At 46.8% G+C, this 24516-nt stretch carries 23 protein-coding genes and 1 tRNA gene; 14 read left to right on the forward strand and 10 right to left on the reverse strand.

Annotation, left to right across the window (positions count from 1 at the left end; genetic code table 11):
* Positions 1-35: 35 nt before the first annotated feature.
* Both SD450_RS07245 and SD450_RS07250 read right to left on the reverse strand, forming a co-directional pair.
* Positions 36-1424 carry a sugar porter family MFS transporter gene (locus SD450_RS07245; RefSeq protein WP_318343925.1) on the reverse strand — a complete coding sequence of 463 codons (1389 nt, stop codon included), beginning with the start codon at positions 1422-1424 and terminating at the stop codon, positions 36-38.
* 20 nt (positions 1425-1444) lie between these two features.
* Positions 1445-2695: a 3-deoxy-D-manno-octulosonic acid transferase gene (locus SD450_RS07250; protein ID WP_318344159.1), complete on the reverse strand. Its 1251-nt coding sequence runs from the start codon at positions 2693-2695 to the stop codon at positions 1445-1447.
* A gap of 82 nt (positions 2696-2777) precedes the next feature.
* On the opposite strand from SD450_RS07250, the gene SD450_RS07255 reads away from it, so the two are divergent.
* The 3 genes from SD450_RS07255 to SD450_RS07265 are packed head-to-tail and all read left to right on the forward strand — an operon-like array spanning position 2778 to position 5324.
* A complete protein-coding gene (locus SD450_RS07255; protein WP_318343926.1) occupies positions 2778-3905 on the forward strand; it encodes a DegT/DnrJ/EryC1/StrS family aminotransferase in 1128 nt (375 codons plus the stop codon).
* A gap of 2 nt (positions 3906-3907) precedes the next feature.
* Positions 3908-4942, forward strand: a complete 1035-nt coding sequence (gene galE, locus SD450_RS07260) for a UDP-glucose 4-epimerase GalE (protein ID WP_318343927.1) — start codon at positions 3908-3910, stop codon at positions 4940-4942.
* A gap of 25 nt (positions 4943-4967) precedes the next feature.
* Positions 4968-5324, forward strand: coding sequence for a hypothetical protein (locus tag SD450_RS07265; RefSeq protein WP_318343928.1), 357 nt, complete (start codon positions 4968-4970; stop codon positions 5322-5324).
* Between the two features lie 7 nt (positions 5325-5331).
* Here SD450_RS07265 and SD450_RS07270 read toward each other — a convergent pair whose 3' ends face one another.
* Positions 5332-6432 carry an acyltransferase family protein gene (locus SD450_RS07270; protein WP_318343929.1) on the reverse strand — a complete coding sequence of 367 codons (1101 nt, stop codon included), beginning with the start codon at positions 6430-6432 and terminating at the stop codon, positions 5332-5334.
* A gap of 211 nt (positions 6433-6643) precedes the next feature.
* On the opposite strand from SD450_RS07270, the gene SD450_RS07275 reads away from it, so the two are divergent.
* Both SD450_RS07275 and odhB read left to right on the forward strand, forming a co-directional pair.
* Entirely contained in the window at positions 6644-9442 is a 2799-nt protein-coding gene (locus tag SD450_RS07275; protein ID WP_318343930.1) for a 2-oxoglutarate dehydrogenase E1 component, read from the forward strand.
* A 23-nt stretch (positions 9443-9465) separates the two neighbouring features.
* Entirely contained in the window at positions 9466-10683 is a 1218-nt protein-coding gene (gene odhB / locus SD450_RS07280; protein WP_318343931.1) for a 2-oxoglutarate dehydrogenase complex dihydrolipoyllysine-residue succinyltransferase, read from the forward strand.
* A gap of 70 nt (positions 10684-10753) precedes the next feature.
* Here odhB and SD450_RS07285 read toward each other — a convergent pair whose 3' ends face one another.
* Complete coding sequence (locus SD450_RS07285) at positions 10754-11194, reverse strand: retropepsin-like aspartic protease family protein (protein ID WP_318343932.1); 441 nt, start codon at positions 11192-11194, stop codon at positions 10754-10756.
* 110 nt (positions 11195-11304) lie between these two features.
* Between SD450_RS07285 and SD450_RS07290 the strand changes: the two genes are divergently transcribed.
* The 9 genes from SD450_RS07290 to SD450_RS07330 all read left to right on the forward strand — a co-directional run bounded on the left by SD450_RS07290 (position 11305) and on the right by SD450_RS07330 (position 17054).
* Entirely contained in the window at positions 11305-11913 is a 609-nt protein-coding gene (locus SD450_RS07290; RefSeq protein WP_318343933.1) for a hypothetical protein, read from the forward strand.
* Positions 11914-11928: 15 nt separating this feature from the next.
* Positions 11929-12696 carry a TatD family hydrolase gene (locus SD450_RS07295; RefSeq protein ID WP_318343934.1) on the forward strand — a complete coding sequence of 256 codons (768 nt, stop codon included), beginning with the start codon at positions 11929-11931 and terminating at the stop codon, positions 12694-12696.
* A gap of 3 nt (positions 12697-12699) precedes the next feature.
* The gene (locus tag SD450_RS07300; RefSeq protein WP_318343935.1) at positions 12700-13731 is read left to right on the forward strand and encodes an asparaginase; all 1032 of its coding nucleotides are present in this window, start codon (positions 12700-12702) and stop codon (positions 13729-13731) included.
* Positions 13732-13797: 66 nt separating this feature from the next.
* Positions 13798-13885: transfer RNA gene (locus SD450_RS07305), tRNA-Ser, on the forward strand.
* Positions 13886-13962: 77 nt separating this feature from the next.
* Complete coding sequence (locus tag SD450_RS07310; protein WP_318343936.1) at positions 13963-14697, forward strand: MotA/TolQ/ExbB proton channel family protein; 735 nt, start codon at positions 13963-13965, stop codon at positions 14695-14697.
* A gap of 26 nt (positions 14698-14723) precedes the next feature.
* Entirely contained in the window at positions 14724-15161 is a 438-nt protein-coding gene (locus tag SD450_RS07315; protein ID WP_318343937.1) for a hypothetical protein, read from the forward strand.
* An 11-nt stretch (positions 15162-15172) separates the two neighbouring features.
* Positions 15173-15778 carry an ExbD/TolR family protein gene (locus SD450_RS07320; RefSeq protein ID WP_318343938.1) on the forward strand — a complete coding sequence of 202 codons (606 nt, stop codon included), beginning with the start codon at positions 15173-15175 and terminating at the stop codon, positions 15776-15778.
* Between the two features lie 15 nt (positions 15779-15793).
* On the forward strand, positions 15794-16276 hold the full coding sequence (locus tag SD450_RS07325) for an ExbD/TolR family protein (RefSeq protein WP_318343939.1): 483 nt from the start codon (positions 15794-15796) through the stop codon (positions 16274-16276).
* A gap of 106 nt (positions 16277-16382) precedes the next feature.
* Positions 16383-17054, forward strand: coding sequence for a porin family protein (locus SD450_RS07330; protein WP_318343940.1), 672 nt, complete (start codon positions 16383-16385; stop codon positions 17052-17054).
* On the opposite strand, the gene SD450_RS07335 is transcribed toward SD450_RS07330, so the two are convergent.
* From SD450_RS07335 to pyrH, 6 genes are all read right to left on the reverse strand, one after another.
* Positions 17049-17651, reverse strand: a complete 603-nt coding sequence (locus tag SD450_RS07335; protein ID WP_318343941.1) for a hypothetical protein — start codon at positions 17649-17651, stop codon at positions 17049-17051. The two genes, SD450_RS07330 and SD450_RS07335, sit on opposite strands and share 6 nt — an antisense overlap.
* On the reverse strand, positions 17651-19108 hold the full coding sequence (gene rpoN / locus SD450_RS07340; protein ID WP_318343942.1) for an RNA polymerase factor sigma-54: 1458 nt from the start codon (positions 19106-19108) through the stop codon (positions 17651-17653). Before rpoN ends, SD450_RS07335 begins: the two co-directional genes overlap by 1 nt.
* A 46-nt stretch (positions 19109-19154) precedes the next feature.
* A complete protein-coding gene (gene asnS, locus SD450_RS07345) occupies positions 19155-20588 on the reverse strand; it encodes an asparagine--tRNA ligase (RefSeq protein WP_318343943.1) in 1434 nt (477 codons plus the stop codon).
* 90 nt (positions 20589-20678) lie between these two features.
* Positions 20679-23075, reverse strand: coding sequence for an efflux RND transporter permease subunit (locus tag SD450_RS07350; protein WP_318343944.1), 2397 nt, complete (start codon positions 23073-23075; stop codon positions 20679-20681).
* Between the two features lie 75 nt (positions 23076-23150).
* Positions 23151-23705 (reverse strand): ribosome recycling factor, encoded by a 555-nt coding sequence (frr, locus tag SD450_RS07355; RefSeq protein WP_072878131.1) that lies wholly within the window; start codon positions 23703-23705, stop codon positions 23151-23153.
* 40 nt (positions 23706-23745) lie between these two features.
* Positions 23746-24453 carry a UMP kinase gene (gene pyrH, locus SD450_RS07360; RefSeq protein ID WP_318343945.1) on the reverse strand — a complete coding sequence of 236 codons (708 nt, stop codon included), beginning with the start codon at positions 24451-24453 and terminating at the stop codon, positions 23746-23748.
* Positions 24454-24516: the final 63 nt, after the last annotated feature.

Below are 24516 nucleotides of genomic sequence, written 5' to 3' on the forward strand. Positions count from 1 at the left end.
TAACGGATGGTTTCAGGCTATATCGTGCAGAAGTGCTATTTTTTTGACTTTTTGCCGCTCAACAATTTACCCAGTTCTTCCAAGCTGATTCCTTTGGTCTCCGGCATCATGAAGGCGACCCAGAGCAGTTGCAGTACCATCATGAAGGCAAAAAAGATGAAAATGGGCCATGGGTTGTCCTTGAAAATCCCGATTTCCGCATCCAAAAAGGTAGGGGTGAGCAGGGTGATCAGCGCAGCGAACACCCAGTGGGTGCCCGTCCCCCACGATTGTCCGTAGGAGCGCACCTTGTTGGGAAAAATCTCTGAAATGAACACCCAGATGACCGCTCCCTGCCCAATGGCGTGGGAAGCGATGAAAACCAGGATGAAGATCAAGAGCAGCAGGGAACTTGCATTGGAATAGAAGCACCAGCCCACCATGGCCAAACTCAAAATGTAGCCGATGGAACCAATGTACATCAATTGCTTTCGGCCCAATTTGTCAATAAGCGCAATGCCCACAAAGGTGAAGATCAAGTTGATCACCCCAATGGAAATGGAACTGAAAAGGGATTCGCCCGAGGCCAGTCCGGCCCGTTCCAAGATCTCAGGAGCGTAGTAGAGCACAAAATTGATCCCGGAAAGCTGGTTGAAAAAAGCAATCAGAAAGGCAAGGGCCAAGGGTTTGTTGTATTTGCCCGAGAACAGGTTTTCCTTGTGTTTTTCGGCGGTTTCGTAAAGTGAGACTTTGATTTCCGAAAGGTGCAGTGAGGCTTTTTCCTTTTCGATGCCGAGAAGCGTTATGGATTGGATCACCACGGCATCGTCCCGATCTTTCAAAAGCAGCCATCGAGGGCTGTTCGGTATTTTAAGGACCATAAAGGTATAGATCAAAGCGGGAAGGCCCTCAATGCCCAGCATCCATCGCCATGCCACCCCTTCCTCAAAAAACATCCCGATGAGGTAGTTGGAAATGAAGGCGACCAGAATCCCAAAAACAATGTTGAACTGGTACATGGCCGTCAACCGGCCCCGGGTATTGGCAGTCGATATTTCGGAAATATAGACCGGTGCTGCCACAGAGGATGCCCCTACACCGATTCCTCCAATGAACCTGAAAAAGGAAAAACTATAGGCTTCAGGGGCGAGCGCGGAACCCAATGCCGAGATAAAATACAGCACCCCGATCCAAAACAAGGTCTTTTTGCGCCCCAATCGGTCGGTAGGGATACCCCCAAAAAGGGATCCCAACACAGTGCCCCAAAGGGCCATGGACATGATGAAGATGCCGTGGAAGGTGAAAATGGAATCGCCCAAGAACCAATTGGTGCCCCACAGTTCCTTGATGGGTTGGTTGGCCCCTGAAATGACCACCGTATCAAACCCGAACAAAAAGCCCGCGAGGGCCGCTGTCAATGAAATCCTGAAAATACGTTTGTCCATGTATGTGAATTTGGTTAAAGCTAACCAAATTTCACCAATGATAGGTGATTCAAGATCAAATCGGTGGCCCCGACATTGGCATTGATGTATTCAGAATTGATCCTGCCCGTTTTTTCCAAGGAGGTGGGGTCGGTCAAAAAAGTGTCCATCAAAGTGTCAAAACCTATTTGGTCCGAAATGGGGAGCACCCCGCCTTTCTCCACAAGGTCCTTAGCTTCCTTGAACTTCTTATAGTCAGGTCCGATGATGACGGGAATACCATAGACCGCAGGTTCCAATGTATTGTGCAGTCCCGTGGCAAAACCACCGCCCACATAAGCCACGTCGGCATAGCTATAGACCTTGGTCAAAAGACCGATGGTGTCCACAATGAGTACATTGTAATCTGAAAGATTTTTTCCCTCCATTTGGCTGAACCGCACCGTTTTTCTGTGCAACCCCTCCTCGATTTTCTGGACATGGGCAGGTTTGATCTCATGCGGGGCAAAAACAAACTTTGTTTCCCCATCGGCAGAACGGTTGATATACGGTATCAAAATTTCCTCGTCCTCGGGCCAGGTACTGCCCGCTACGAGACAAAATCGACCATCTTTGAAGCGCTCCATGAAATTCAATTGGTTGTCCTGCGTCAGAATTTTGGAAACCCTATCAAAACGGGTGTCGCCGCTGATGGTCACATTGGAAAAACCGATGGATTCCAACAATTCCTTCGAATTTCTGTCCTGGACAAAAAAGTGGGCAAACGTTTTTAGGCTTTTCCGCATAAACCCACCAAAAGATTTGAAATAGACCTGTCTTTTTGAGAATAGGGCCGATACCAAGAAGGTAGGGACGTTTCGTTTTTTCAGCTCCGAAAGAAAGTTGGGCCAGATTTCATATTTCACGAAAATGGCAAGTTCAGGTTTGGCCTTTTCCAGAAAACGCTTGGCATTGGACAGGGTGTCCATGGGCAGATAGACCACCACATCGGCTGCCGTCGTGTTCTTTTTCACCTCATATCCCGAAGGGGAAAAGAAGGTGAGCAAAATCTGGTGCTCGGGATAGTTCTGCCTCAATCCCTCCAAAATGGGGAGCCCCTGTTCATATTCCCCCAATGAGGCCACGTGCATCCAGATGGTTTTTTTGCTCCGTGAAAGCTTTTCTTCAAGCAGGGGGAAAGTATTTTTTCTTCCAGAGACAAATAAATCGATCTTGGGCCGGAACAGAGCGATCACTTTTAGGGCAAACCAGACCAAGGATATCAGAATGTTATAGAAAAAACGCAAGGGCATCATTTTTTGCTAAAATACATTCTTTCGGGAAGAGGGCATTATGGCATCTTAATTTCTTAATTTTGGGACATAATCTATTTGGATGAAAAAGATACAGATGGTTGACCTCAAAGGTCAATATGAGGACATCAAAAAGGAAGTGAATGATTCCATCGCCGAAATCTTGGATTCTTCGGCTTTCATCAACGGACCTCAGGTGCATGCCTTCCAGAAGGAACTGGAAGCATATCTCGGCGTAAAGCATGTGATTCCCTGTGCCAATGGGACCGATGCCCTTCAAATTTGCATGATGGGTCTGGGCTTGCAGCCCGGCGATGAGGTGATCACTGCGGATTTTACCTTCGCGGCCACCGTGGAAGTGATCGCACTCCTGAACTTGGTGCCTGTTCTGGTGGATGTGGAACCGGATACCTTCAACATAGACATTAAGGCCATTGAAAAAGCGATAACGCCTAAGACGAAGGCCATTGTACCCGTGCACCTGTTCGGGCAGTGCGCCAATATGGATGTGATCATGGAGTTGGCGGAAAAGCATAATTTATACGTTATCGAGGACAATGCGCAGGCCATTGGGGCCACCTATTCGTCCAAGAACGGTAAAAAACAACAGGCGGGGACCATGGGGCATGTGGCATCCACATCCTTCTTCCCTTCCAAAAACTTGGGATGCTACGGGGATGGCGGAGCCATTTTCACCAACGATGATGATTTGGCGCATATCATTCGCGGGATGGTCAACCATGGTATGTACAAAAGATACTATCACGATGTGGTCGGGGTAAATTCCCGTTTGGACTCCATTCAGGCTGCGGTACTCCGTGCGAAACTTCCCCACTTGGATACCTATAACCAGAAACGTGCCGAATCGGCGGCCAAATACTCCAAGGCCTTAGAAGGGCAGGAGCATATCGTCGTCCCGAAAATTGCCGGGGACAGCCATGTGTTCCATCAATATACCTTGAAAATAACAAATGGCAAGAGGGATGCGTTGGTGCAGCACTTGAACGATAACGGTGTGCCCTGTGGAGTGTATTATCCAGTGCCGTTGCACAGACAAAAGGCCTATCTGGACAGTAGGTACAATGAGGCCGATTTCCCGGTCACCAATCAATTGGTGGAAGAAGTGATCTCGTTGCCCATGCATACCGAACTCGACGATGAACAGATCCAGTTCATCACAAAATTGGTCATTGATTTCGTAAACAAATAAATATGAAAATATTGGTAACAGGGGGACTGGGCTACATTGGTTCCCATACGGTGGTGGAATTGCAAAATGAGGGTTTTGAGGTTGTCATCATCGATAACCTGTCCAATTCCTCCATTGCTGTTTTGGATGGGATTGTGGGAATAACCGGAAAGCGTCCCATTTTTGAGGAATTCGACCTTAGGGACAAGACCAAGGTCCAAGATTTCTTTGCCAGACATTCGGATGTTGGTGGCGTTATCCACTTTGCGGCTTCAAAAGCCGTAGGGGAGAGCGTGGAAAAACCGTTGCTGTATTACGAGAACAATTTGGGAGTGTTGGTCTATCTCCTTCAGGAATTGGAGAAAAAGAAAGGAGCCAGCTTCATATTCAGTTCATCCTGCACGGTGTATGGTCAGGCCGATGAGTTGCCCATTACCGAGGATGCCCCTGTGAAACCGGCAGAATCGCCTTATGGAAATACCAAACAAGTGGGCGAAGAGATCATTCGGGATACCTGTAAAGTGACACCAGACCTGAAGGCCATAGCCCTGAGATACTTTAACCCGATTGGGGCCCATCCATCGGTCAAAATAGGGGAACTGCCGCTTGGTGTGCCACAAAACTTGGTGCCTTTCATCACCCAAACAGGCATTGGAAAAAGGGAACAGTTATCGGTGTTCGGGGACGATTACCCTACCGAGGACGGCACCTGCATCAGGGACTACATCCATGTGGTGGACCTGGCAAAGGCACACGTAAAGGCATTGCAGCGTCTCCTCCAAAATGAGAACAGCAATAATTATGAAGTGTTCAATCTGGGTACGGGCAAAGGAAGTTCCGTTCTGGAGGTGATACACAGCTTTGAAAGGGTTTCAGGGAAAAAGCTCAACTATAAAATAGTCGATAGAAGGGAGGGCGATGTAATACAGGCCTATGCGGACACCAAAAAAGCCAACGAGATACTTGGCTGGAAGTCCAAATCCACCTTGGATGAATCCTTGAAATCAGCTTGGGACTGGGAACAAAAGGTAGAAAGTTCCCAAACGGCCAAGTCCTAAAATGATGTTTGGACGTACATAAGATATGCTGTCCAATTTTAACAATAGCCTGGAACTGCTGGAAGTGATCCAAAAAGAGCAACTTTACAACCAGTTGCTCACTCAATTGAAAAAGGATTTTAAACTGGCCAATGTCCCGATCAAACTTCCCATGGATGTGACCCCTTCGGAACTGAAGAGTCTGCTCCATGAAAAAATTTATTTCCTGATCGTGGAACGGTTCCAGGATTATCTCAATCTCCTGTATGTTGTGGACATTTCCGAACAGGAGGTGAAAAAAATAGCCCCTTCCGATGTCGTGGACATTTCCGCAGAAGTATCCTTTTTATTGTTGAAAAGGGAATGGCAAAAGGTATGGTACAAGTCCAAATACAGCACCTGACCTTTGGTCAGACCTTGACATAGATTTTCTTTTTGTCCATAAAATAGCCCACTACCCAACAGGTGAGCATGACCCAAAGAGCGAACAACAACGAGCCCATATACCCCCCAGACCACGAAATGAAAACATGGTCCGCGATCCAACTATAAAGCGTGGAGCTGTTCATGTCTATGGAAAACAGACTGATGATGAACAGTTCCGATAAAAGGTAAATGAACAGCGTATTCTTGCCGAAAACCTCAAAAAAGTAGCTCCAGCCCTTCATCTTTTTCATATCGAGGATATAGATGAGGATGGCGATGGCAAACAGGTCGATGCCGCACGTAAGGAGCACAAAGGAACTTGTCCACAGTTTTTTGTTGATGGGTAGCAAAAGGTCCCAGGCCAAACCGGCAAACACAAGAACGAAACCAACCATCATCAACTTGGAGATGGTCTCAAAATTTTGACCGTTCTTTTGGATGAACTTCCCGGCAAGGAAACCGATGATCACGTTCACAATGGCCGGCAAAGTGCTGAGCAATCCTTCAGGATCAAAGGCGATGCCCTCCCCGTGGTACATATGCTTTGGCCCGATCAGCCATTCATCCAATTTGAGGACCGCATTTCCGGTAAGGGTAAGGTCGCCAAAACCGATTAAGATCAGATGATAGGCCACCAAAAAGGCCAAACTCAGCCAAATGGCCGTTCGGGTCTTCACAAAGTGAAGGATGATGGACGCAAACATATAGCACAGGGCAATGCGCTGCAAAACCCCAAAAACACGGGTCTCGGAAAGGGGCTTCAACTGGCCGTCATCAAAAAACGGGAACCAATACATCAAAAAGCCCAGCAGAAAGATCAAGGCGGTGCGTTTTAGAATTTTTTTGAAAAAAGCCGCATTTCCCATGGCCTCATATTTTTTCATGCTGAAACTCATCGAATTTCCCACCACAAAAAGAAAGGTTGGAAAAACAAGATCGGTCAGCGTAAACCCGTTCCAATCGGCATGGAGCAAGGGTGAAAAAGTAGTGGAGCCGTTCCCGGGGGAGTTGACGATGATCATCAGTGCTACATCGAGTCCCCGGAACACATCCAAGGAGAGGTATCGGTTTTTCAGTTCGGTCATGGTCGGGTGGTTTTTTAGAAGCATCCAAGTTAAATTTTTTTTAATTGGACGGTCACATTTTGGGTAAAAATTTCATTATTGTTGCTTTCCTATGGGTTATGGGACAGAGTTGTGATTTTTGGGGAATTATTTGGTTAAAACCCATTTATATGAACCGTAAAACCCGTATTTTTGACAAAATTTTCCATAAAGTTTTGGAGAAATAGGAAGAATGGACAAATATTCATTTTTAAACGCAGCGCACACCTCTTTTTTTGCAGAGCTGTACGATAAATACCTAACAAGCCCCGATAGCATTGAGCCCAGTTGGAGGGCTTTTTTTCAAGGTTTTGACTTTGGATTGGAAAGCTCGTTGGAAGATTTGGGGTTGGAGCCCGAAAAAAATGGGATGGTCGTCCTTGCCAATGGCAAACAGGTGGAAATGCCCGAGACCCTTCAGAAGGAGTTTCAGGTCATCCGTCTGATAGATGGTTACCGATCGAGGGGGCACCTGTTCACAAAGACCAATCCGGTCCGGGACAGGAGAAAATACGAACCCACCTTGGACATTGCCAATTTTGGGCTATCGCAAGACGATTTGGAAACAGTTTTCGATGCCGGGAAAATATTGGGCATCGGGCCGGCTTCCCTCAAAGAGATCGTGCGCCATTTGGAGAGCATTTATTGCGATTCCATCGGGGTGGAATACATGTATATCCGAACCCCCGAACGCATCCAATGGATCCAGGATTGGCTCAACGTCAATGACAACCACCCCAATTTTACACCGGACGAGAAAAAGAACATTCTCCGAAAACTGAACGAGGCCGTGTCCTTCGAAAGCTTTTTGCATACCAAATATGTGGGGCAGAAACGCTTTTCGTTGGAAGGGAACGAATCTTTGATCCCAGCGTTGGACGTCATCATCGAAAAGGCCGCCGATAAGGGTGTCAAACAATTTGTGATGGGGATGGCCCACAGGGGACGATTGAACGTGTTGACCAACATTTTTGGAAAATCGCCTAAGGATATTTTCAGCGAGTTCGATGGAAAGGATTATGAAGAGACCATTTTTGATGGGGACGTAAAATATCACTTGGGATGGACCTCCATGCGCGAGACCGATTCGGGAAAGATGGTCAATATGAACATCGCCCCGAACCCTTCGCACTTGGAGACCGTGAATTCCATCGTGGAGGGAATTGCCCGTGCAAAGCAAGACCATGACCATAGCGACAACATCTCCGAAGTGCTCCCCATATTGGTGCACGGCGATGCGGCATTTGCAGCACAGGGTATCGTATATGAAGTCATACAGATGGCCCGTTTGGACGGATACACCACTGGAGGTACCATCCATATTGTGGTGAACAACCAAATTGGGTTTACCACCAACTATTTGGACGCAAGATCGTCCACGTATTGTACCGATGTGGGCAAGGTAACCCTTTCCCCGGTACTCCATGTCAATGCGGACGATGCCGAGGCTGTGGTACACGCAGCCACTTTTGCGCTGGAGTATCGGATGCGGTACCAGCGGGACATTTTCCTCGATCTGTTGGGGTACCGAAAATACGGACACAACGAAGGTGACGAGCCCAAGTTTACCCAGCCCTTGCTCTACAAGGCCATATCCAAGCACGATAACCCAAGGGACATCTATGCTGCGAAGTTGTTGGCCGAAGGCATCATCGACAAGGACTATGTAAGTAAACTTGAGGAGGAATACAAGAACAATCTGGAGGAAAACCTGATGGATTCCCGAAAGATAGAAAAGACCAGGATCACCCCGTTCATGCAGGACGAGTGGGAAGGTTTTGAGCAAGTGACCGAAGAGGTGATGCTTTCTCCCATGGACACCACTTACGACCTCAAGAAGTTGGATGCGATTGCAAAGAGCATCACGGAACTTCCAAAAGGAAAAAAATTCCTCAGGAAATTGGAACGGTTGGTGGAAGCCCGCCAAACCATGTATTTTGAGGACAACAAGCTCGATTGGGCCATGGGCGAACTTTTGGCCTACGGTTCATTGATCGAGGAAGGATACGATGTGCGGATGACCGGACAGGATGTGGAACGCGGTACCTTCTCGCACAGGCATGCCGTCATCAAAACGGAGATGCACGAAGAGGAAGTGGTGTTGCTCAACGAGTTGGGGGAAAACCAAAATGGCAAGTTCCATATCTATAACTCCCTACTTTCGGAATATGCCGTAATGGGCTTTGACTATGGTTATGCCATGGCAAGTCCCAAAACGCTGACCATTTGGGAGGCCCAGTTCGGGGATTTCAGTAATGGAGCGCAGATCATCATCGACCAATACCTTTCATCTGCAGAGGACAAATGGAAGCTACAGAACGGATTGGTGCTGTTGTTGCCCCACGGATACGAAGGTCAGGGTGCGGAGCACTCATCTGCCCGCATGGAACGTTATCTTCAGCTTTGTGCCAAGGACAATATGTATATGGCCGATGTGACCACTCCGGCCAACCTGTTCCATTTGCTCAGAAGACAAATGAAGGCAAATTACAGAAAACCGTTGGTGGTCTTCACGCCAAAGAGTTTGTTGAGACATCCAAAAGTGGTGTCCACCAAAGAAGAAATGGCGCAGGGAAGTTTCCAAATGGTGATAGATGATGCCGAGGCAAAAGTTGCAAAAGTCAAGACCTTGGTGTTCTGTACCGGGAAGTTCTACTATGACCTTTTGGAAAAAAGGGAGGAACTTGAGCGGGATGATATAGCTTTGGTGAGAGTGGAACAATTGTTCCCGTTGCCGGCCAATGAGATGCGGGACATCATCAAGAAGTACAAAAATGCGGATGATATTGTTTGGGCGCAGGAAGAGCCAAGGAACATGGGGGCATGGAGCCACATGTTGATGCATTTTGACGAGGCCAAACAATTCAGGGTGGCATCCCGAAGATTTTATGGTGCCCCCGCCGCGGGTAGTGCAGTGCGTTCCAAGAGACGTCACGCCCAAGTGTTGGAGTATGTCTTCGACAAGAGTAAGGACAATATGTTAATTCGATAAAACAAGTATAAACTACAATAGGAATGGTTTTAGAAATGAAAGTTCCCTCGCCTGGGGAATCCATTACAGAGGTTGAAATCGCCGAATGGTTGGTTGCCGATGGTGACTATGTGGAGAAGGATCAGGCCATAGCCGAGGTGGACTCGGACAAGGCAACATTGGAGCTTCCTGCAGAGGAAAGCGGAATCATCACCCTTAAGGCAGAGGTAGGGGACGCCGTAGCCGTTGGCGAAGTGGTATGTCTCATCGACACCAGTGCCAAAAAACCAGAAGGCGATGCTCCAAAGGCCGAGAAAAAAGAGGAGCCCAAAAAGGAAGAACCCAAAGAGGAACCCAAGAAAGATGAGCCTAAAAAAGAGACGTATGCATCTGGCACACCCTCTCCGGCCGCCAAAAAAATATTGGATGAAAAAGGCATAGAGCCCTCATCCGTTTCCGGATCTGGAAGGGATGGCCGCATCACCAAGGAGGATGCCGCAAAGGCTGTGCCTTCCATGGGCACGCCAACTGGCGGTAACCGTGGTGAGACCCGTTCCAAACTGTCCATGCTCCGCAGAAAAGTGGCTGAGCGTTTGGTATCGGCCAAGAACGAGACCGCCATGCTGACCACGTTCAACGAAGTGGATATGTCGTCCATTTTTAAATTGCGTGATCAGTACAAGGAGGAGTTCAAAGACAAACATGGCGTAGGACTGGGATTTATGTCCTTCTTCACCAAGGCCGTGATCAGGGCATTGCAGATGTACCCTGCCGTAAATTCCATGATCGATGGCAAGGAAATGATCTCCTATGATTTCTGCGACATCAGTATTGCCGTATCAGGTCCCAAAGGCTTGATGGTCCCCGTGATCCGAAATGCGGAAAACTTGACCTTCCGTGGTATTGAGGCCGAAGTAAAACGATTGGCCCTTCGTGCCAGGGACGGACAGATCACCGTGGATGAAATGACAGGCGGTACCTTTACCATTTCCAATGGAGGGGTCTTTGGTTCCATGTTGAGCACACCCATCATCAACCCGCCACAAAGTGGTATCTTGGGCATGCACAACATCGTGGAGCGTGCCATCGTAAGGGATGGGGCCATAGCCATTGCCCCTGTGATGTACGTAGCACTTTCATACGATCACCGAATCATTGACGGAAAGGAATCCGTTGGTTTCTTGGTGGCTGTGAAGGAAGCTTTGGAAAGTCCAGAGGAATTGTTGATGGACGGAAACGTGAAAAAAGCGTTGGAGCTATAATATAAAGAGTAGTTGCTGGTACCCTGAGCGTAGTCGAAGGGTAGTTCAATGCTCGAACTGACAAGTGCCTTTACTTTTTTAAGTAGAGGCATTTTTTATTGTAGTCGATCACGGCCTTGCCTTTTTTCAGCACATCGGCCCCGATGATGCCATCCACGGGAAGGGCCTTGTGGGAGACCAGTGCTTGGTTCACATGGACGAGGTCGAAAAGCACAATTTTGAGTTTCCTTTTTTTCCAGTCCCCGATTTGGATTGTGTTCCGGGAAGAGATCAAGGTGTCCATTTCCGTGGCGCCAGCGCCTGCTGCCTTAATGTCCGAGACCTCAGAGGCCATTTCAAAGAAATCGATTTTGTCCATCCCTACGCAGGTGTTGGAAGCGCCCGTGTCCAAAATAAACTTGCCCGATACCCCATTGATCTTGGCCACGATTTCAAAATGGTTGGTCTCCGTGAACACCAGCGGGATGCGGATATACGCTTTGGACTTGAGGAATTTTTTGAGTGATGCCATATGTGAACTGTCCCCTTGAGGGGACTTTAGGGGTGTATAATCGAAAACAAAATTTTGGGACAACTAAGATAAACCTATTTTTGTCGTGTCTAACCTTTAACTGTCAAACTATGAAAAAAGCAATTTGGGTTATCCTGTTTTTCTTTTCAGCAAGTTTAAGTATTGCTCAAAAAAAGGATAATGTAGATATAAGAATGAAAACGGAATATTCGACAGAAAATAAAGAGTTGTCAGATTTGATGAGATTCGAAAATATTGATTTTTATCAAGTTCAATTTATTGGAGACAAGATAAACTCAAAGGACTATCAACTGATTTGTAAGGAGATTTGGGATGGGAATGTAAAATCGATTGATACATTGTTAAACACTAAAGATTTTCAGGGATTTCCAAAAACTGAAACAGATACCTTGTCAGTGAAGGTGTATGCGAAGAAAACTGATGAGCCAAAATTGAAACTTTGGTTCAGATTCCCACAATTTGGTATTAATAGGAAATTTGACGCCATCCAATCTGATGATTATAGCTTAAGAGATGTGGGAATCTCTGAAAATATTATATATGGCAGGAATTTTTATGCTTTTGCCTATATTCTTCCTTATGAAAAAGATGGAATGAAATTTTGGTGTGCAGTGGATAGTAGTGGTAAGGACGTTGAAAGTTGGGGGCGTGAATTCGGCATCAAACATTATTTGGTCTTTGAAATGTTATTCGAATAAAAATTTAAATTTTAAATGACCATCACCGACACCCATACCCATTTATATAGTGAAGCATTTGTCGAGGACCGTGACGAAATGATGCAACGTGCCCTGGACGCAGGGGTGGAGCGCTTTTTTATCCCTGCCATCGATTCCACTTACACCCAAGCTATGTTGGATTTGGAGGCCAAGTATCCGGACAATGTCTTTTTGATGATGGGCCTGCATCCCACACATGTGAAGGAAAACTATAAGGAGGAAGTCGCCTTGGTGGAAGAATGGCTGTCCAAGCGGAAGTTCTATGCGGTGGGGGAAATAGGCATCGACCTATATTGGGACAAGACATTTTTGAAAGAGCAACAAGAGGCTTTTGTGTACCAGATCCGTCTGGCGAAAAAGCACCAACTGCCCATAGTGATCCATGGACGGGATTCGTTCGATGAGATCTTTGAAATCCTGGAGCAGGAAAAGGGGTACGGTCTTTTCGGTATCTTCCATTGTTTTACGGGCACTATGGAACAGGCCCAAAAGGCCATATCCTACAACATGAAATTGGGCATCGGGGGAGTGGCCACGTTCAAAAATGGCAAGATTGATCAGTTTTTGGACCAAATCGACCTGAAGCACATTGTCCTGGAGACCGATTCGCCCTATCTGGCCCCGGCCCCCTTTCGAGGAAAACGCAATGAGAGCTCCTATATAATAAAGATATTGGAGAAGCTTTCATCCATATATGGTATGCCGGAAGAAGAGATCGCGGCAATCACCACAGCAAATTCCAAAGACATATTTGGCATCTGACCTATGCAAAAGAAGACCAACATACTGCTAATCTACACCGGGGGCACCATCGGGATGGTAAAGGATTACACGACCGGGGCACTGAAGGCCTTCAACTTTGAGGAACTCATCAAGAACATCCCAGAGTTGGACCAATTGGACTGCACCCTAAAGGGTGTCTCCTTTGAAAAACCCATCGATTCTTCCAATATGAATCCTGGCTATTGGGCGCAGATCGCTTCCATTATTGAGGAACATTATGCGGAGAACGACGGTTTTGTGGTGCTGCATGGGAGTGATACCATGAGCTATTCGGCATCGGCACTCAGTTTTATGCTGGAACACCTGGACAAACCGGTCATTTTCACGGGATCCCAATTGCCCATCGGGGACTTGCGGACGGATGCAAAGGAAAACCTGATCACCTCCATAGAGATCGCTGCGCTTCAGGAAAAGGGAAAACCAGTGGTGCAGGAGGTGGGGCTCTATTTTGAGTACAAGCTCTATCGGGGCAACCGCACCACCAAGATCAATGCGGAACATTTTGAAGCCTTTGCATCGCTCAACCATCCGCCTTTGGTGGAATCGGGGGTGCATTTGAAGGTACACCATACCCATTTGGTCAAACGGCCGATCAAGAACAAGACATTGACGGTCCACAAAGAGATGGATAACCGGGTGGCCATCCTTAAATTATTTCCGGGACTGAACCAAAATACGCTCCACGCCATCTTGAACATTCCCGACCTGAAGGCCCTGGTCATGGAAACCTATGGTGCAGGAAATGCCCCAATGGACGATTGGTTTTTGGAGGAACTGAAAAGAGCTGTTAAAAATGGATTACATATAATTAACGTTACCCAGTGCTCCGGAGGCAGTGTCTCCATGGGGCACTATGAGACCAGCGAAAGACTGAAGGAAATGCAACTGATTAATGGAAAGGACATTACAACGGAAGCGGCGGTGGCAAAGGCCATGTACCTTTTGGGCACAGGGGTTCCCGACAAGTTGTTCAAGACCATTTTCGAGACACCGCTCCGTGGTGAAATGGTGTAAAATTAACGCGTCAAATTTCTATAACTGATTATTTTTTCGTTTATTGGTCGGCCTAAATGAAGGAATAGAGAGGTGGCCGAGTGGTCGAAGGCGCACGCCTGGAAAGTGTGTATGCACCAAAAGTGCATCGAGGGTTCGAATCCCTTCCTCTCTGCAAGGTATTTTAGTTTTCAATTATAAAAATTTTATATCTTTAACATTATTAACTAACTAAATTTAAGTTTAAGTAAAATGAAAAAAATATCCTTTACTCTGGCTGCTGCCGGAATGTTTGTGATGGGAACTACAACTGCATCTGCAGCAATGTTGCAAGAAGAAGCCACGGCTGAAGCCAGCAAAGGTTTCACCCAGGTATTGAAAGAACAGTTCATCCAAGGGGGTCCTGCCTTCATGGGAATCGTACTTCTTTGTTTGATCTTGGGATTGGCAGTTGCCATCGAAAGAATCATTTATTTGAACCTGGCCACTACAAATACGGCTAAATTGAAGCAAAAAGTAGAGGATGCCTTGGCTTCCGGTGGGGTTGAAGCTGCAAAAGAAGTTTGCAGGAACACCAAAGGACCTGTTGCTTCCATCTTCTACCAAGGATTGGATAGGTCAAGCGAAGGATTGGAGTCTGCTGAAAAAGCAGTTGTTGCTTACGGAGGTGTACAAATGGGCCAGTTGGAGAAAAACGTTTCTTGGTTGTCCTTGTTCATTGCTGTGGCCCCGATGCTTGGGTTCATGGGTACGGTAATCGGTATGATCCAGGCCTTCCAGAAAATCGCCGCAGTAGGTAACTTGAGTGCCTCTTTGATCGCTGGTGATATCCAGGTGGCGTTGTTGACAACGGTATTTGGTCTTATCGTTGCGATCATCCTTCAGATTTTCTATAACTATATCATTGCAAAAATCGATAGTATCGTAAACGATATGGAAGACGCATCCATCGCCTTGATTGATATGTTGGCTGCGCACAAGAAATAATTACGAATCAAAATCTATCGGGAATCATGAATAAAATTATAAAAATAGCACTCATTGCCATCGGATTGATAGCGGCCGTTCTTTGGTTCTCCCTTCCGTCTGGTGATGATCCAAATGCCATCAACAGTGGGGCGATGAACTTTATGTTCATCATCATGTACGTTTTGTTGGCAATAGCAGTAGTGGCATCAGTGTTCTTTGGCTTGACAAAGTTGCTTTCCACACCGGGAAGCCTTAAAAAGGCCCTGTTCGCCATTGGAGGATTGGCCATTGTGGTTGCAGTTTCCTATGGACTTTCTTCCGACAACGCACCAGTTGTTGAGGAAATGGCCAAAAGGGGCATCGAGACCACTGAAGGCACCGTGAAAAACATCGGAATGGGATTGAACGTATTCTTTATCCTAACTGTTGTTGCGGTAGTCCTGATGGTTTTTCCAGGGTTGAAAAAAATGTTTGTAAAGTAAAAGTTTGAACTATGCCTAGAAGAAAAGGAGCACCGGAAGTGAATGCCGGTTCCATGGCGGATATCGCGTTCCTCTTGCTTATCTTTTTCTTGGTGACCACCACCATAGAAACAGATGCAGGATTGGACCGTATGTTGCCGCCCATTGAACCGCCAGAAAATCCACCCATCATTAGACAGAAGAACATTTTTACGGTGAACATCAATAAAAATGGTCAGCTCTTGGTAGAGGATGAACTGATGAACTTGAAAAACCTGAGAGAAGCTGCCACGGCTTTCCTTGAGAACAACGCAGATGGAACCTGTGACTATTGCAAGGGAAGAAAAGATCCAGCGTCCTCGGATAATCCAGATAAAGCCATCATTTCCCTAAAGAATGACAGGGAGACCAAGTATAGCACGTACATCACCGTTCAAAACGAGTTGGTAGGAGCATACAACGACCTGCGTAACCGAGAGGCACAAAGGTTGTATGGTAAGGATTTTACCGACATGGAAGCCGAATACCTGAACCCTGAGACACCATCCAGCGTGAGGGACGAACTCAAGGACAAGGTGAAACGTATTCAGGATATGTTTCCTCAGAAGCTGTCTGAGGCAGAAACATCAACCAATTAAAACTTAGAGATCGACATGGCAAAATTTACAAAAAAGAAAGAAGGTGATCTGCCAGCGGTATCTACTGCTTCATTGCCCGATATCGTCTTCATGTTGCTGTTCTTTTTCATGACGGTGACCACCATGAAGGACAGTTCGCTATTGGTTGAGAACACCCTTCCCAATGCAACGGAGATAAAAAAGCTGGAAAAGAAGGATAGGGTCATCTACATTTATGTAGGGAAGCCCACACAGGAATACCAAAAAGTTTTTGGGACCGAGCCAAAAATCCAATTGAACGACAAGTTCGCCAATGTGGACGAGGTAGGTTCATTTATCTTGGAAGAGCGTGCAAAAAAGCCCCAAGAACTTCAAAACGTATTGACTACTGCATTGAAAGTTGATAAGAATGCCAATATGGGTCTTATCACCGATATCAAACAAGAATTGAGAAAAGTAAATGCCTTAAAAGTGAATTATACCACTTATGAGGGAGATGCTTTTAACAATCTACAGTAGGCAATAGCTTAGATTTAGTGGGAAACGCTCCAAGTTATATAATTTGGAGCGTTTTTTGTTTCAAGATGTAGCTATGATAAAAAAAAGGACAGTACAAATAATAGGAATGCTATTTTTGATAGGTGTGACTTATGTCCATGCCCAATTGGAATCGGTGGGCAATCAAGAAGAGCAATCAAGATATCTTGAAGACCAGTTCTATATTGGTCTGGGGTATAATGTCTTGTTGGGCAAACCATCAGGAGTGGCCCAACGCAACCTGTCCTATAATCTCCAAGCAGGGTTCATCAAGGATATTCCTCTCAATCCCAGAAGAAATTTTGGCGTAGGGCTTGGTGTGGGCTATGCGGTCAACTCCTACTACACCAATGTGGTGGCTACGGAACAAGCCAATACGGTACTTTACGATGTGATGAACGAATCCGATTTCAAGCGAAGCAAATTGGAAACCCACGCCATAGAGGTGCCATTTGAACTGAGATGGCGTACCTCCACCGTCGAGGAATACAAATTCTGGCGCATCTATGCAGGGGCGAAGTTGGGTTATGTGTTTTCGGGCAGGTCGCGGTTGGTTACGGAAGATGGTAGAGACGGCTTTGCCAATAAGGATATCGAACAGCTCCAATATGGGCTGATCCTTAATTTTGGGTACAATACCTGGAATGTCCATGCCTACTATGGCCTCAACCCGCTGTTGAAAAATGGGACCAATCTCCAAACAGGCGAATCCATCGATTTCAAGGTACTGCGGATAGGGATAATCTTCTATATCCTATAGCCAATATTTCAAAATGATCAATTGGGAGCAACACCCGACAAGGAAACCTATCAGCAGTTCGTTCCGCGTATGTGATTTAAGGTAGAGCCTTGAGGTGGCCACGAGTCCGGTAAGTAGTGTGAACAGGCTAATGGCCAGCGTAATGTTGGTCTCAAAATGGATGCTCAGCCCGATCATGAACATAAGGATACTTCCCATGCCCAAAAGGTGCAGGCTGGTCTTGAACTTGATGAAAAGCAAGAGGAGGGCCGTAGCGGTGGCAGTCAAAAGCCCCGTGAAAAAGTAAAAGAGCTCGTGTACGTAGTTATTGGGAATCACCTTGTACAAGATCATCAAAAAAATAATACAGCTGATATAGAGCGGGTATTTGCGTTCTTGGATGGTAGGCAGAAAAATGGAACTGATCACCCCTAAATTTTTCAGGATCAGAAAAAAGATGATGGGGATAATGACCGTAAGGATAAAAATGGGGACAATGTTCCCGCTTTGCATCTCCAAAGTGCTGTAGGGAGCAACAAAAAAATAAAGAATGGTGCCCCCAATGGGAATGAACAGCGGGTGAAAAATGTACGAGATGATGTTGTAGAAATGGCGCATCAGATCTGCTTTCTTAGCCTGGCTACCGGAATGCCCAATTGCTCCCGGTATTTGGCCACTGTACGCCTTGCAATGGGATAGCCCCTTTCCTTTAGGATCTTGGCCAATTTATCATCCGTCAACGGCTTCTTTTTCTGTTCGTCACCGATCACGGTCTCCAATATCTTTTTGATCTCTTTAGTGGATACATCCTCTCCTTGTTCATTTTTCATGGCTTCGGAGAAAAAGTCCTTGATGAGCTTGGTGCCATAAGGGGTGTCCACATATTTGCTGTTGGCCACACGCGACACTGTTGACACATCCATATCGATTTTGTCCGCAATATCCTTCAGGATCATGGGGCGCAGTTTTCGCTCGTCACCAGTGAGGAAATACTCCTCTTGGTAGTCCATGATGGTGCTCATGGTCACGTACAGCGTTTGTTGCCGTTGTTTGATGGCATCGATGAACCATTTGGCCGCATCCAGTTTCTGTTTGATGAAGAGCACCGTGTCCTTTTGCGACTTGCTCTTTTCTTTGGCATTCTTATAGCCTTCGAGCATATTGCTGTACTCTTTGGAAACATGAAGTTCCGGAGCGTTCCGGCCATTGAGCGTAAGTTCCAGTTCCCCGTCCACGATCCTGATGGAAAAATCGGGGACAATGTGTTCAATGATCCGGGTACTGCCCGAATACGAACCGCCCGGTTTGGGGTTCAGTTTCTCTATCTCGGCGATGGCATCCTTGAGTTGTTCCTCGCTGATGTGGTGCTTTTGGGCCAGTTTGGCGTAGTGTTTCTTGGTGAACTGGTCAAACGACTTTTCCAGTATGTTGATGGCCAGTTCCACAGAAGGTTTCCGTTCTTTTCGTTTCAACTGGAGGATAAGACATTCGTCCAAAGATCGTGCGCCGACACCCGGGGGGTCCAAGTCCTGCACAATTTTAAGGACGGACTCTATCTTGTTTTCATCGACATAGATGTTCTGCGTGAAGGCAAGATCGTCCATGATATCCGGAAGGGGCCTTCGAATGTAGCCGCTTTCATCCACACTGCCCACCAAGAACTCGGCAATGGCCCACTCCTCATCATCCAGATAGAAAGTGTTCAGCTGGTTGATCAAATATTGGTTGAAGGAAATTCCTGCGGCATAGGGCACGCTTTTCTCCTCATCGTCCGCACTGTAATTGTTGGCCTGTGTCCTATAATCTGGAATCTCGTCATCGCTCAGATAGTCATCGATATTGATCTCTTCGGTATCGATGGTCTCACTGTCCGAACTGTCGTCATATGTATCCTCATAAACATCGTCCACAATGTCACTCTCCTCTTTCCCACTTTCGAGGGCAGGATTCTCCTCCAGCTCTTGTTTCAGCCGTTGCTCAAATGCCTGTGTGGGCAATTGGATGAGCTTCATGAGCTGAATCTGCTGTGGAGACAGTTTCTGGGAAAGCTTAAACTGTAGGTGTTGTTTCAGCATAGGATGGGTTTACAATCGTCCTTCCTTATAAAGTTATGAATTCAATTTAAAACTCCGCGTTCTGGGGCGTTCTAGGGTAGGGGATCACGTCCCTGATGTTGCCCATTCCGGTAACAAACTGTACCATGCGCTCAAAGCCAAGGCCAAAACCGCTATGTACCGCCGTCCCGAAGCGTCGAAGGTCCAAATACCACCAAAGTTCCTTTTCATCAATGTCGAGGGCCTTGATCTTCTGTTGGAGCACGTCCAAACGCTCTTCCCTTTGGGAACCTCCCACGATTTCGCCGATACCAGGGAAAAGCACGTCCATGGCACGCACGGTCTTGCCGTCCTCGTTCAAACGCATGTAGAATGCCTTGATGTTGGCCGGGTAATCGAATAGGATCACAGGGCACTTAAAGTGTTTTTCCACCAAGTAGCGCTCGTGTTCGCTTTGAAGGTCGGCACCCCACTCCTCAATGAGGTATTGGAATTTTTTCTTCTTGTTGGGATTGCTGTTCCTTAAAATATCGATGGCCTCGGTATAGGAAACCCGTTTGAAGTTGTTCTCCACCACGAATTTTAGCTTTTCCAACAAGGTCATTTCCGAACGCTCGTTCTGTGGTTTGGTCTTTTCCTCATCGGAAAGTCGGCCTTCCAGAAACTCGAGGTCATCCTTGCAGTAGTCCAACACATATTGGATGATCCATTTGATGAAATCTTCGGCCAAATCCATGTTGGCATCCAAATCGTTGAAGGCCACCTCGGGCTCTATCATCCAAAACTCGGCCAAGTGCCTTGATGTGTTGGAGTTTTCTGCCCTGAAGGTGGGCCCGAATGTATAGACTTTCCCCAATGCCATGGCATAGGTCTCGGCCTCCAATTGCCCGGACACGGTCAGGTTGGTCTCTTTTCCGAAGAAGTCCTCGGTAAAATCCACTTCTCCGTTTTCATCCATGGGTGGTTTTTTGGCATCCAAAGTGGAGACCCGGAACATTTCCCCGGCACCTTCGGCATCAGATCCGGTGATGATGGGGGCATGCATATAATAAAAGCCATTCTGTTGGAAATAGCTGTGTATGGCAAACGATAGGGCGGAACGTACCCGCATCACGGCCGAAAAGGTATTGGTGCGCACTCTCAGGTGAGCCTTCTCCCGCAAAAATTCCAAAGAGTGCTTCTTGGGCTGTATGGGATAGGTCTCTGGGTCTGCGGTGCCATGTACAAAAATGTCAGTGGCCTGGATCTCCACGGTCTGTCCCTTTCCTTGGCTTTCCACCAAAGTGCCTGAAATTTTTAGGGCGGCCCCTGTGGTTACTTGCTTGAGCAATGTTTCGTCGGCTTTTTCAAAATCCACAACGCACTGCAGGTTGTGTATGGTAGAGCCATCGTTCAAGGCAATAAATCGGTTGCTCCTAAATGTTTTTACCCATCCATTTACTTCAACGGAATCTCCTACGGGTTGCTTTGTCAGCAATTCTTTTATGGAATAAGACTTCATTATAAGGCTATCGTAATTTAATCGGTAAAGATAGGTTTTTGATGAAAAAATGAGGGCATCAAGTGGCTTAATTTATGGCCGTTTTTGATACTAATTGTCCTTGGCGTTGTCCTCGTCCTGCGGCAAAATATCGATATGTGGCTTTTTGAGTACCTGTTTGTTGGCGATGCTTCTTTCCAAGGAAAGGAGCAGGGAGGGAAGCAGGATCAAATTGGACAGCATGGCAAACAGCAGCGTGGCCGATACCAATCCCCCCAAGGCCTTGGTGCCCCCAAAACTGGAAATGATAAAGACCGAAAACCCGAAAAAGAGGACGATGGAAGTGTAGAACATGCTCACCCCGGTTTCCCGTAGGGCAGCATACACGGATTTTTTTATATGCCAACGGTTCGCGGCCAGTTCCTGACGGTATTTTGCCAGAAAATGGATGGTGTCGTCCACGGAAATACCAAAGGCGATGCTGAACACCAAGATGGTGGATGGTTTTATGGGGACGCCCAAATACCCCATGAGGCCGGCGGTGATGACCAACGGCAAAAGATTGGGAACCAGTGATATGACGACCATCCGGAACGAACGGAACAAATAGGCCATAAAAAGGGAGATCAGGCCAATGGCGAGTGCCAATGACAGCAACAGGTTCTTGACCAGGTACTTGGTTCCTTTTAGGAACAACAATGCCTTTCCGGTCATGAACACATTATACCGATCATCAGGAAAGAACTTTGTGATGGATTGCTGTATTGTTTTTTCAATCTCCTCCATGCGGTCTATCTTGACGTCCTGCATATAGGTGGTCAAGCGTGCGGTTTGCCCTGTACTGTCCACGAAGCTTTTCAGAAGATTGCCATCCGAAGACGATTTTCGTGCCACATCCATGATGAAGGTGTTCTCCTGACTGGTGGGCAGTTGGTAATATTTTGGGATGCCATTGTAAAAGGCTTGCTTGGAATATTTGATCAGGTCCACCACTGAAATAGGCCGGGACAGTTCGGGAATCTCATTGATGACCGAGCCCAAATTGTCCATCCGTTTGAGGGTAGCTGGCTTGAGGACCCCATTTTTCCGCTCAGTATCCACCACAATTTCCATGGGCATGATCCCATCAAACTCCTGTTCAAAAAATTGGATGTCGTTATAAAAATGGGTGTCCTTGGGAAGGTCCTCTATCCGGCTCCCGGTGATCCTCATCTGATAGATCCCAATGATGCTCAGCACCAATATGGCCACTGTGGTTATGTACACGGCAATCCTATGGTCCCGGACCATCCGCTCCATCCAGTTCACGAACAAGTCCATCCACTTCTTGTTCAGGTGCTTCAAGTGTTTGGTCTTTGGAAGCGGCATAAAGCTGTATATGATGGGAATGATCAACAGGGAAAGGATAAAAATCCCCACAATGTTGATGGAGGCCACAATACCAAACTCCCTAAGAAGGTCGCTGTCCAAAATGATAAAAGTGGCAAAACCCGATGCCGTGGTAATGTTCGTCATCAACGTGGCGTTCCCTATCTTGGAGATGACCCGTTGCAGGGACAGGGCCTGGTTGCCGTGTTTATTTACCTCTTGTTGGTATTTGTTGATGAGGAAAATACAGTTGGGGATGCCTATCACAATGATCAGAGGAGGGATCAAGGCGGTGAGGATGGTCATCTCATACTTTAGCAGTCCAAGAATGCCAAAGGCCCACATGACCCCGATGATGACCACGAACATGGATATGAAAGTGGCCCTAAAACTTCTGAAGAAGAAGAAAAAAATAAGGGAAGTGACCAAGAGGGCGGCCACAATGAAAATCCCGATTTCGTCCACAATGGACTTGGTGTTCCAGGTTCGGATGTAGGGCATTCCTGAAACGCGGACGTCCATCTGGGTCTCCTCCTCAAAACTTTTCACGAGATCGTCCAGGTCGTTCAGGATAAATTCGTTCCTGACTGGGGTGTCCATAATGTCCTTGTCCAGATAGGCGATGGTCTGTATGGTGCCACTTTTGGGGTTATAGACCAGATTATCGTAGAAAGGCAGTTCGGTGAACAAATGGTTCTTCAGGGAATCGATCTCTGTCTTGCTGCTGGGCTTTCTCTTCAGGAAAGGTTCCATCACAAAGACCTGCTTGTCATTGTCCTTTACGAGCACCCGAAGGTTTTCCAGGGATACCACAAAATCTATCTCGGGAAATGCTTCCAATTGCTTGCTCAGCCTGTTCCACCGATTGAAGTTTTTGGGAGTGAATAGGGCAGTGTCCCTTATGGCCAAGACAATGGCATTGCCCTCTTCGCCGAATATTTTGGTAAAAGATCGGTACTGTATGGTGGCCGGATGGTCATCGGGAAGGATGTTGGATTCCGTGTTGGAAAACCGGATGTTCTTCCACTGCAGGGCCAAAAAAACGGTAAAGCCTACAATCCCTAAAAGGATGAGTATCCTGTTGCGGAGTATGATTCGGGAGACCTTGGGCCAAAATCCTTTCATGAGCTTTACTGCCATTTCGGTTTTGTTGGGCGCAAAGGTAAAAAATGATCGGCTGTGTTCCTAAGAAAGCAGCCGATCAAGGAGAAAGTTTTAGACTTTCATGATCTCCGCTTCCTTCACGGAGAGGATGGAGTCCACTTTTTTGCTGTAAGAGTCGGTGAGCTCCTGAACGTCCACTTCGGCATTTTTCAAGAGATCCTCGGAAATTTCCAAAGCCTTGAGTTCCTTATTGGCCTCTTGTCGGGCACTTCGGATACTCACTTTGGCATCTTCTGCCTCGGCCTTGGCCTGTTTCACCAATTGTTTTCGGCGCTCCTCGGTCAGTGGTGGCACGTTGATGATGACCATTTCCCCGTTGTTCATGGGGTTAAAGCCAAGATTGGCGTTCATGATGGCATTTTCTATTTCCCCGATTAGGTTCTTTTCCCAAGGCTGTACCGAAATGGTCCTGGCATCGGGCGTATTGATGTTCGATACTTGGGAAAGAGGGGTCTGCGAGCCGTAATAGTCCACCATTACAGATGATAGCATCACGGGACTGGCCTTTCCGGCACGGATTTTTATAAAAGCCTTTTCCAAGTGGGAAATGCTGGCATCCATGCTCTCTTTAGCGCTATCAAGTACAAATTTTACTTCTTCGTCCATGCTCTTAAATTTTTATAACAATATCAAAAATGTGACCATATTAAACGTTGACCACCGTTCCAATGTTCTCTCCGGATACGATCTTCATCAAATTGCCCTTGGTGTTCATATCGAAGACGACAATTGGCAACTCGTTTTCCTGGCTCAGTGTGAAGGCGGTGGTGTCCATCACCTTCAATCCTTTGGAAAGTACCTCTTGGAAAGAAAGGGAATCAAACTTGGTGGCATTTTTATCTTTTTCAGGGTCGGAGGTGTAGATGCCATCAACACGGGTTCCCTTCAATATGACATCGGCATTGATTTCGATGGCCCTCAATACGGCAGCGGAATCGGTAGTGAAATAGGGATTTCCTGTTCCACCTCCAAAAATCACGACCCTTCCTTTTTCCAAATGGCGAATGGCCCTTCTGCGGATAAAGGGTTCGGCCACTTCATTGATCTTGATGGCCGATTGCAAGCGGGTCTGGATGCCTTTGAGTTCCAAGGCACTCTGTAGCGCCAATCCGTTGATCACGGTGGCCAACATGCCCATGTGGTCCCCTTGTACGCGGTCCATGCCTTGGCTGGCACCGGCAAGGCCCCTAAAAATGTTGCCCCCACCAATAACGATGGCCACTTCAATGCCCTTGTCCACTACGCTCTTGATCTCATCGGCATATTCGGACAAACGGTCTCCGTCAATTCCGTATTGCTTTTTGCCCATCAAGGCTTCCCCACTCAGTTTTAATAAAATTCTCTTGTAATGCATCAAAGGTTTCTTGAAGTTCGGACAAAAATAATCAAAAAAAATTATGGCAAATCAGTGAAAATG

The sequence above is a fragment of the Flagellimonas baculiformis genome (genome assembly GCF_033441575.1).
Classification (GTDB): domain Bacteria; phylum Bacteroidota; class Bacteroidia; order Flavobacteriales; family Flavobacteriaceae; genus Flagellimonas; species Flagellimonas baculiformis.

What these genes read in the sequence shown, in the direction of transcription:
- SD450_RS07245 (WP_318343925.1), bottom strand. Translation starts at nt 1,424, where the DNA reads ATGGACAAACGTATTTTCAGGATTTCATTGACAGCGGCCCTCGCGGGC.
- SD450_RS07250 (WP_318344159.1), bottom strand. Translation starts at nt 2,695, where the DNA reads ATGCCCTTGCGTTTTTTCTATAACATTCTGATATCCTTGGTCTGGTTT.
- SD450_RS07255 (WP_318343926.1), top strand. Translation starts at nt 2,778, where the DNA reads ATGAAAAAGATACAGATGGTTGACCTCAAAGGTCAATATGAGGACATC.
- galE (WP_318343927.1), top strand. Translation starts at nt 3,908, where the DNA reads ATGAAAATATTGGTAACAGGGGGACTGGGCTACATTGGTTCCCATACG.
- SD450_RS07265 (WP_318343928.1), top strand. Translation starts at nt 4,968, where the DNA reads ATGCTGTCCAATTTTAACAATAGCCTGGAACTGCTGGAAGTGATCCAA.
- SD450_RS07270 (WP_318343929.1), bottom strand. Translation starts at nt 6,432, where the DNA reads ATGACCGAACTGAAAAACCGATACCTCTCCTTGGATGTGTTCCGGGGA.
- SD450_RS07275 (WP_318343930.1), top strand. Translation starts at nt 6,644, where the DNA reads ATGGACAAATATTCATTTTTAAACGCAGCGCACACCTCTTTTTTTGCA.
- odhB (WP_318343931.1), top strand. Translation starts at nt 9,466, where the DNA reads ATGGTTTTAGAAATGAAAGTTCCCTCGCCTGGGGAATCCATTACAGAG.
- SD450_RS07285 (WP_318343932.1), bottom strand. Translation starts at nt 11,194, where the DNA reads ATGGCATCACTCAAAAAATTCCTCAAGTCCAAAGCGTATATCCGCATC.
- SD450_RS07290 (WP_318343933.1), top strand. Translation starts at nt 11,305, where the DNA reads ATGAAAAAAGCAATTTGGGTTATCCTGTTTTTCTTTTCAGCAAGTTTA.
- SD450_RS07295 (WP_318343934.1), top strand. Translation starts at nt 11,929, where the DNA reads ATGACCATCACCGACACCCATACCCATTTATATAGTGAAGCATTTGTC.
- SD450_RS07300 (WP_318343935.1), top strand. Translation starts at nt 12,700, where the DNA reads ATGCAAAAGAAGACCAACATACTGCTAATCTACACCGGGGGCACCATC.
- SD450_RS07310 (WP_318343936.1), top strand. Translation starts at nt 13,963, where the DNA reads ATGAAAAAAATATCCTTTACTCTGGCTGCTGCCGGAATGTTTGTGATG.
- SD450_RS07315 (WP_318343937.1), top strand. Translation starts at nt 14,724, where the DNA reads ATGAATAAAATTATAAAAATAGCACTCATTGCCATCGGATTGATAGCG.
- SD450_RS07320 (WP_318343938.1), top strand. Translation starts at nt 15,173, where the DNA reads ATGCCTAGAAGAAAAGGAGCACCGGAAGTGAATGCCGGTTCCATGGCG.
- SD450_RS07325 (WP_318343939.1), top strand. Translation starts at nt 15,794, where the DNA reads ATGGCAAAATTTACAAAAAAGAAAGAAGGTGATCTGCCAGCGGTATCT.
- SD450_RS07330 (WP_318343940.1), top strand. Translation starts at nt 16,383, where the DNA reads ATGCTATTTTTGATAGGTGTGACTTATGTCCATGCCCAATTGGAATCG.
- SD450_RS07335 (WP_318343941.1), bottom strand. Translation starts at nt 17,651, where the DNA reads ATGCGCCATTTCTACAACATCATCTCGTACATTTTTCACCCGCTGTTC.
- rpoN (WP_318343942.1), bottom strand. Translation starts at nt 19,108, where the DNA reads ATGCTGAAACAACACCTACAGTTTAAGCTTTCCCAGAAACTGTCTCCA.
- asnS (WP_318343943.1), bottom strand. Translation starts at nt 20,588, where the DNA reads ATGAAGTCTTATTCCATAAAAGAATTGCTGACAAAGCAACCCGTAGGA.
- SD450_RS07350 (WP_318343944.1), bottom strand. Translation starts at nt 23,075, where the DNA reads ATGGCAGTAAAGCTCATGAAAGGATTTTGGCCCAAGGTCTCCCGAATC.
- frr (WP_072878131.1), bottom strand. Translation starts at nt 23,705, where the DNA reads ATGGACGAAGAAGTAAAATTTGTACTTGATAGCGCTAAAGAGAGCATG.
- pyrH (WP_318343945.1), bottom strand. Translation starts at nt 24,453, where the DNA reads ATGCATTACAAGAGAATTTTATTAAAACTGAGTGGGGAAGCCTTGATG.